Source organism: Mycobacterium venezuelense, assembly GCF_054919535.1.
The window spans coordinates 24248-30944 of record NZ_JBONDW010000038.1; the positions used below are offsets into that span (position 1 = coordinate 24248).

Annotated in this window: 6 protein-coding genes; 2 read left to right on the forward strand and 4 right to left on the reverse strand. The window is 64.4% G+C overall.

Translation table 11 applies throughout. From position 1 onward, the window contains the following. Positions 1-15: 15 nt before the first annotated feature. A complete protein-coding gene (locus tag ACRCUN_RS33625) occupies positions 16-645 on the forward strand; it encodes an O-methyltransferase (RefSeq protein WP_462145935.1) in 630 nt (209 codons plus the stop codon). Here the strand turns inward: ACRCUN_RS33625 and ACRCUN_RS33630 are convergent. From ACRCUN_RS33630 to ACRCUN_RS33640, 3 genes are read right to left on the reverse strand one after another with little or no spacing between them, the layout of a single operon-like run. After that, positions 638-3535: an MMPL/RND family transporter gene (locus tag ACRCUN_RS33630; protein ID WP_462145927.1), complete on the reverse strand. Its 2898-nt coding sequence runs from the start codon at positions 3533-3535 to the stop codon at positions 638-640. The two genes, ACRCUN_RS33625 and ACRCUN_RS33630, sit on opposite strands and share 8 nt — an antisense overlap. Continuing rightward, entirely contained in the window at positions 3532-3918 is a 387-nt protein-coding gene (locus ACRCUN_RS33635; RefSeq protein WP_462145928.1) for an MmpS family transport accessory protein, read from the reverse strand. The genes ACRCUN_RS33630 and ACRCUN_RS33635 overlap by 4 nt, the downstream gene beginning before the upstream one ends. Next, a complete protein-coding gene (locus ACRCUN_RS33640) occupies positions 3824-4753 on the reverse strand; it encodes an SAM-dependent methyltransferase (RefSeq protein ID WP_462145929.1) in 930 nt (309 codons plus the stop codon). Before ACRCUN_RS33640 ends, ACRCUN_RS33635 begins: the two co-directional genes overlap by 95 nt. On the opposite strand from ACRCUN_RS33640, the gene ACRCUN_RS33645 reads away from it, so the two are divergent. Next, the gene (locus tag ACRCUN_RS33645; RefSeq protein ID WP_462145930.1) at positions 4676-5257 is read left to right on the forward strand and encodes a TetR/AcrR family transcriptional regulator; all 582 of its coding nucleotides are present in this window, start codon (positions 4676-4678) and stop codon (positions 5255-5257) included. The two genes, ACRCUN_RS33640 and ACRCUN_RS33645, sit on opposite strands and share 78 nt — an antisense overlap. A 15-nt stretch (positions 5258-5272) precedes the next feature. Here the strand turns inward: ACRCUN_RS33645 and ACRCUN_RS33650 are convergent, their stop codons facing one another. Next, the gene (locus ACRCUN_RS33650) at positions 5273-6514 is read right to left on the reverse strand and encodes an ankyrin repeat domain-containing protein (RefSeq protein WP_462145931.1); all 1242 of its coding nucleotides are present in this window, start codon (positions 6512-6514) and stop codon (positions 5273-5275) included. Positions 6515-6697 lie beyond the last annotated feature (183 nt).

Genomic DNA, 6697 nt, shown 5'->3' on the forward strand with positions numbered 1-6697 from the left:
CGCGACGTCGACGTCATGTTCGATCAGCTGCTACGTACGGAGGATGACGCGCTGATCGCGGCGCGCGAATCTGGCCCGGCCGCGGACATGCCCCCGATCGAGGTGTCGGCGCAGTACGGGAAACTGCTGTCGCTTCTGGTCACGATCTCCGGGGCGCGGCGAGTGCTGGAGATCGGCACGCTGGCCGGCTACAGCACCATCAACCTGGCCCGCGGGGTCCGCCCCGACGGCAGCGTCGTAACCCTCGAATACGAACCTCGACACGCCGAGGTGGCCCGCGCGAACCTGCAGCGGGCCGGCGTCGCCGACCGTGTTGAGATCATCGTCGGCGCCGCGTTGGACAACCTTCCAGGTCTGGCCGAGCGCGGCGATGTGTTCGACTTCTTCTTCATCGACGCCGACAAGGAGAACAACGTCCCCTACGTCGAATGGGCCATCAAGCTGGGCCGGCCCGGCTCAGTCATCGTGGTGGACAACGTGACCCGGTTCGGCCGCGTGCTCGAGCCGGCCGCCGACGACCCACAGGCTCTCGCGGTGCACGACATGCTGGAACTCATGGGAAACCATCCCCGCCTCGACGCCGCGGCCATTCAAACGGTCGGCGCCAAGGGCTGGGACGGCTTCGCGGTAGCGCTCGTCAGGTGAGCGCGTCCTGCGGATCCTTCTGAACGGGTTTGGGCCACGGCTGCGGCTTCGGCCGCTGACGGACCATCTGCGGCCACCAGAACCACTTGCCCAGCAGTGCCGCGATCGACGGCGTCATGAAGGATCGGATGACCAGGGTGTCGAACAGCAATCCCAGGCCGATCGTGGTACCGACCTGACCGATGATCGCCAGTTCGCTGACCGCCATCGACATCATCGTGAACGCGAACACCAGACCGGCGGCCGTCACCACCGAACCACTGCCACCCATCGCGCGGATCATGCCGGTGTTGAGGCCCGCGTGTATCTCCTCTTTGAGGCGGGATACCAATAGCAGGTTGTAGTCCGCACCGACGGCCAACAACACGATGACCGACATCGCCAGCACCATCCAGTGCAACTCGAGCCCGAGGAAGTGCTGCCAGATCAGCACGGACAGACCGAAGGCGCTACCGAGCGAGATCACAACGGTGCCGACGATCACCGCGGCAGCGACGACGCTGCGGGTGATGATCAGCATGATGATGAAAATCAGGCACAGCGAAGCGATTCCGGCGATGAGCAGGTCGTAGTTCGCGCCTTCCTGCATGTCCTTGAACGTGGCCGCGGTACCGCCGAGGTAGATCTTGGAGCCTTCCAGAGGCGTGCCCTTGATGGCTTCCTTGGCGGCCAACTTGATCGCGTCGATGTGCTTGATGCCTTCGGGGCTCATCGGATCACCCTCGTGGCTGATGATGAACCGCACCGAATGTCCGTCGGGGGACAGGAACATCTTCATGCCGCGCTTGAACTCTGGGTTCTCGAACGTCTCCGGCGGCAGGTAGAACGAGTCGTCGTTCTTGGCCTTGTCGAACGCCTCGCCCATGGCGGTGGAGTTCTCCTGCATCGCCGCCATCTGATCCTGCAAACCACCGTTGGTGGCCTGCATCGTCAGCATCATGGTCTTCATGGTCTTCATCGTCGCGATCATGGGCGGCATGGTCGCGAGCATCTGCGGTATCAACGCGTTCATGCGATCCATGTCGGGGAGGATCTGCTCGAAGTCGGCGGTCATGGTGTCGACCCCGTCGAGCGCATCGAAGACCGACCGCATCGCGTAACACATCGGGATGTTGTAGCAGTGCGGTTCCCAGTACAGATAGTTACGAATCGGTCGGAAGAAATCGTCGAAATCCGATATATGGTCGCGCAATTCGCGAATATCAACCACCATGTCGTGCATCTTGCCGACCATGCTGTTCATGGTGACCTGCATCTGTTCCATGAGCGCGATCATCTTGGTCATCGTGTCGATCGTGACCTGCATCGAATCGGCCTGAACCAGCATGTCGGCCATGCGATCCTGCATGTACTTCTGGTTCATCGTCTGCGTGGTGCCCTGCATGCTGATGTTGAACGGGATCGAGGTGTGCTCGATCGGCGTTCCCTGCGGGCGGGTGATGGCCTGCACCCGAGAAATTCCGGGCACCCCGACCACGCGTTTGGCAATGCGCTCGATGACGAGGAAGTCGGCCGAGTTCCGCAGGTCGTGGTCGGTCTCGATCAGCAGCAGTTCGGGGTTCATGCGCGCCGGCGAGAAGTGCCGGTCGGCGGCCGCGTAACCCGAGTTCGCCGGCAGATCTTGTGGCAGGTAATGGCGGTCGTTGTAGTTGGTCCGGTACCCCGGCAAGGTGAGCAGACCGATGAGGGAAATAGCGGTCGCCCCGATCAGGATCGGTCCGGGCCAACGCACAACTGCCGCACCGACTTTGCGCCAGCCACGGGTACGCATGGCGCGCTTGGGCTCGAGCACCTTGCCGAACCGGCTCGCCACCGTGATGATCGCAGGCCCCACCGCGAGGGCGGTGAAGACGACGACCGTCATGCCGATCGCGAGCGGAATGCCCAGGGTCTGGAAGTACGGCAGCCGGGTGAAGTGCAGGCACAACGTGGCGCCGGCGATTGTCAGACCCGAGCCCAGCACCACGTGAGCGGTGCTGTGAAACATCGTGTAATAGGCCTGTTCTCGGTCTTCACCGGCACCGCGGGCCTCTTGATAACGACCTATCAGGAAGATCGCGTAGTCGGTGGCGGCGGCGATCGCCAGCGTCACCAACAGGTTCGTGGCGAATGTCGACAGCCCGATGATCTCGTAGTAGCCCAGGAACGCCACCACGCCGCGCGCCGCGGTCAAGCTGAACACCACCATGACGAGCGACAGAATCACCGTGATGATGGAGCGATAGACCATCAGCAGCATGATGATGATGACCGTGAAGGTCAGCGCCTCGATCATGCGCATACTGCGGTCGCCGGCGATCTGCTGATCGGCTGACATCGCGGCCGGGCCCGTCACGTAGGCCTTCACGCCCGGGGGTGCCTGCACACTGTTGACGATGTCCATCACGGCTTCGACGGACTCGTTGGCCAGTGCCTCGCCCTGGTTGCCCGCGGTATAGACCTGCACGTACGACGCTTTGCCGTCCGAGCTCTGGGCACCGGATGCGGTCAGGGGGTCGCCCCAGAAGTCCTGGACATGCTCGACGTGCTTCTTGTCGGCCTCGAGCTTGTCGATGATCTCGTCGTAGAACTTGTGTGCGTCGTCGCCAAGGGGTTGTTCGCCCTCGAGCACGATCATCACCGAGCTGTTGGACTTGAATTCCTCGAACACCTCGCCGACGCGCTTCATCGCGATCATCGACGGCGCGTCGTCCGGCGTCATCGACACCGTCCGTAGCTTGCCCACCTCTTCGAGCTGGGGAACGCTCACATTGAGGAACGCGACGATGGCGACCCAGATCAGGATGATCGGAATCGCGAAAGTGCGGATCAGCTTGGCGATACCGCCGTGCTTGCTGTGCTTGGCGCCGGGCGTCGCGAAGGAGTCAGTGGGAGCGTCGTGGTTGCTCATGCAGATTTCACCAAGCAGAAGGTCTGGGCGTTCACGCCGTTGGAGGTTCTCTCGTCCTTGAGCTCGTCATCGACCGTGATGCGGCAGCTGATCGAACTGCCGTTGCCCTGCGCGACGATGTTCGGAAAGACCGAAGGAGCGGTCGATTCCAGCCGCAGCGACCAGGGCAGTGCGACCCCGTCGATCCGCTGAGGCTGCGCGTCGAGGTCGAGATAGTTCACGTCCGCGATCGCGCCCGGCTCGCCGTAGATCTCATAGACCACGACCTTGGGATCGAACGGCTTGGTGTCATCGACCTTCGCGCTGGCGATCCCGGTCCCGTCCCCGGCGCCGAAGAAGGTGCGTACCCGCATGACGGTGAACGCTCCGACTACCACCACCACCGTAATGAGCAACGGAATCCAGAACCGCTTCAACAGCCTCATGTTCGCTCGTGGGCCTTTCGGATGGGAGGTGTGCAGTCACGTACTGGCCGGCTGCGAAGCGCCACTGCCACTTCACGATCATGTCGGCGTCGGCGAAATCCCGCCAATCCTTATCCGCGCCGCACTGCGCCATGCTCGGGAACGGGTTGGCCGAGATCTCGGTGACGAGCCTGCTGCCCGCGGCGCTGAGCGCGGTGATGTCGACGACCATTCGCCGCTGTTCGTCGAAGGGGAGGTAGGGCAGCAGACCCTCGACGCTCCAGATCGTCGCCTGGTCGGCGCGGTAGCCGGCGCGCATCAACGGCGTCGTCCAGTCCCGGCCGAGATCGGCGGCGACCGGGCGTACCGTTGCCGTCGGGCGTGCGTCCGCCAGTGCCTCGGTCTTGACGTCGAGAATCGCCGGCTCGTCCACGACGTAGACGGTCGTGCCGGTCGGCCACGGGAGTACGTAAGGTCTAGGGTCGAGATCGGACGCCAGGAAGACGGCCTGACGGATGCCGGATTCAGCGGCTCTGAGCAGGTATTCATCGAGCTGCGGAGCTGCGGCGGGGCTCGCAACGCACGAATATGGCAACGGTGGCTCCTCCCCGCAGATGTCCTTGCCGGATGTCAAATGAAACCTATACAGTCGGCTAACTGCGATCAAGTCGCTCGGTAAATTGACGGTGTGATCTAGCCCGCGCTTGGGTACGCTCAGCGCGACGAAGGGACAGGTGTGGCGAAGACGGTGTCGCCGCGCGGGTTTGCGCGCGAGCGGGTGCTCGAAGCAGCGCTCGGCCTGTTTGCTGAGCATGGTGTGAACGGAACGTCGTTGCAGATGATCGCCGACCGGCTCGGCGTCAGCAAGGCGGCGGTCTACTACCAGTTCCACTCCAAGGACGACATCGTGCTGGCCGTCGTGCAGCCGGTCTTCGACGACATGATCCGTCTGGTCCGGATCGCCGAAGCGATGTCCACCCCCGAGGCCCGGCGCGAGGCCGCGGTGAGCGGCATGGTGGAGCTTTCCGTGCGGCACCGCCGCGTCACCGCGATCTTCCACGGTGATCCCGTCATCGACAGCCTCGTCCACACCCGGGCCGAGCTGCAGTCCACCATCGAACGGCTCACCGCGATCCTGCTCGGGCCCGACCCGGACACCGCGAGCCGGATCGTGATGTCGATGCTCATGTCGGGTGTCTACGGCAGTGCCACCGACCCCGAGCTCAACGACGTCAACGACGAAGACCTGCACCGCGTGCTGCTGGACTGCACGCAGCGGCTGCTTCGGGCGCCTGCCACGCCTGCGGTCACGAGCTAGTCGCGTCGAAAACCGCTAGGCGCCGCCCTGCTGGTTTTCGTGTGTGTACTTACGAAGCAGGTCGGCGGCCTCGGTCTGGTAGGCGTGCTCGGCCCAGCCCAGTGGTGTGCTTTCGAACCGTGAGTCGGTGATCGACGGATCGGCCCCCGCATCGAGCAGGCGCTGGACCGTCTCCAGGTCTCCCGCCCAAGCGGCGGTGTGCAGTGGCGTCGCGCCGTCCGCGTCCCTGGCATTCGGGTCGTCCGGAAACTCCATTGCGGCGACGTGCACTTCGGCGACATCGATTCCGTGCCTGGCGAGAAGATCGAGCCGGTCAGTGAAGCCGTGCGTTGCGGCCCAGTCGATTTGGCGCTGCCACATCTGGGCGCGGGTCTCCATCGCCTCGCCCAAGCGACGTTCCCATGGGCTCGGCCCGGCGTGGGTGAGGCCGTGTGCGAACAGCAATTCGAGGTGCGAGTCATCCGGGCGGAACATCCGGTTGTAGAGCGTCTGCTGGTCGACCGGATGTGCGCCGCGTTCCAGCAGTAGCGTCGCCAACCCGGTGGCGAAGGGGTGCCGTGGCTGCCGACGTGGCCCCTGTTCTCCTTCGCCGAAGACCCCGGTCAGCACCGTGAACGGTGTCGACATGCCGCACCAAAGGTATCCGGCGTTCGGGTCGGCGCCGGCGTCGAGCAGCAGGCGTGCTGCCGCCAGCACGTCGTCGCGGCCCCGATCCACTGGTGCCCGTGTGTAACTCAGATACATCAGCGGAACCCAGCCGAACGGGCCGCCGCCGGTGTCGGCCAACTCGGGGCGCGCATCGAGATGCCGGGCAAGCGCGTCGGCGTCGGCCGCCGAGGCGGCCGCCCACACGTGCCGGTCGACCACGCCGGGCTCGGCGGCCAACAACTCGGCGGCGGCCCGCCAACGGGGTGGCGCGTCGGTTTCGTTATAGCGCAACGACGCCCACGCACAGAACCGATCCGGCGGATCGAGCGACTCTTCGTCGAGCGCGCTCGGGTCGACACTGATCTCGCCAGTGATCTCCAGATAATGCACGAGCGCGGGCCAGCCGGTGAATCCGTAGGCCCGGGCGACGGTCAACTGAGCATCGTGAAGTGGGAAGCGGTCCTTCGCGACCGCAATGTCGGGCCGCGGGTGATGACGGTGGACGAGTTCAGTTGCACTGGGATCGCCTGCGATGACGCCACGTTGCAGCTTGCGGGACTCGTCGCGCAGACGGTCGAGGGACGGATTGTTGGGCAGGGTGCTGGCCATCACGGCCTCCTCTCATGTGCCCGCGTCCGCGAATCGGGCTGAGAAGAGGTCGGTCACAAGCAACTAACCAGCAGGGAGGCTGAGCCTCTTCGAGCGGACGTCGGGCGGTCCTGCGCGCCCGAACGTCACCCTACCGGCCCGCGAACGTGCGCGAAATGCCGACGCATTGCGGTGTGTTGGCCA

Excerpts from the sequence above, each read along its gene's own strand:
- ACRCUN_RS33625 (WP_462145935.1), top strand. The coding sequence starts at position 16 with ATGTTCGATCAGCTGCTACGTACGGAGGATGACGCGCTGATCGCGGCG.
- ACRCUN_RS33630 (WP_462145927.1), bottom strand. The coding sequence starts at position 3,535 with ATGAGCAACCACGACGCTCCCACTGACTCCTTCGCGACGCCCGGCGCC.
- ACRCUN_RS33650 (WP_462145931.1), bottom strand. The coding sequence starts at position 6,514 with ATGGCCAGCACCCTGCCCAACAATCCGTCCCTCGACCGTCTGCGCGAC.
- ACRCUN_RS33640 (WP_462145929.1), bottom strand. The coding sequence starts at position 4,753 with ATGCTCAGCAAACAGGCCGAGCGCTGCTTCGAGCACCCGCTCGCGCGC.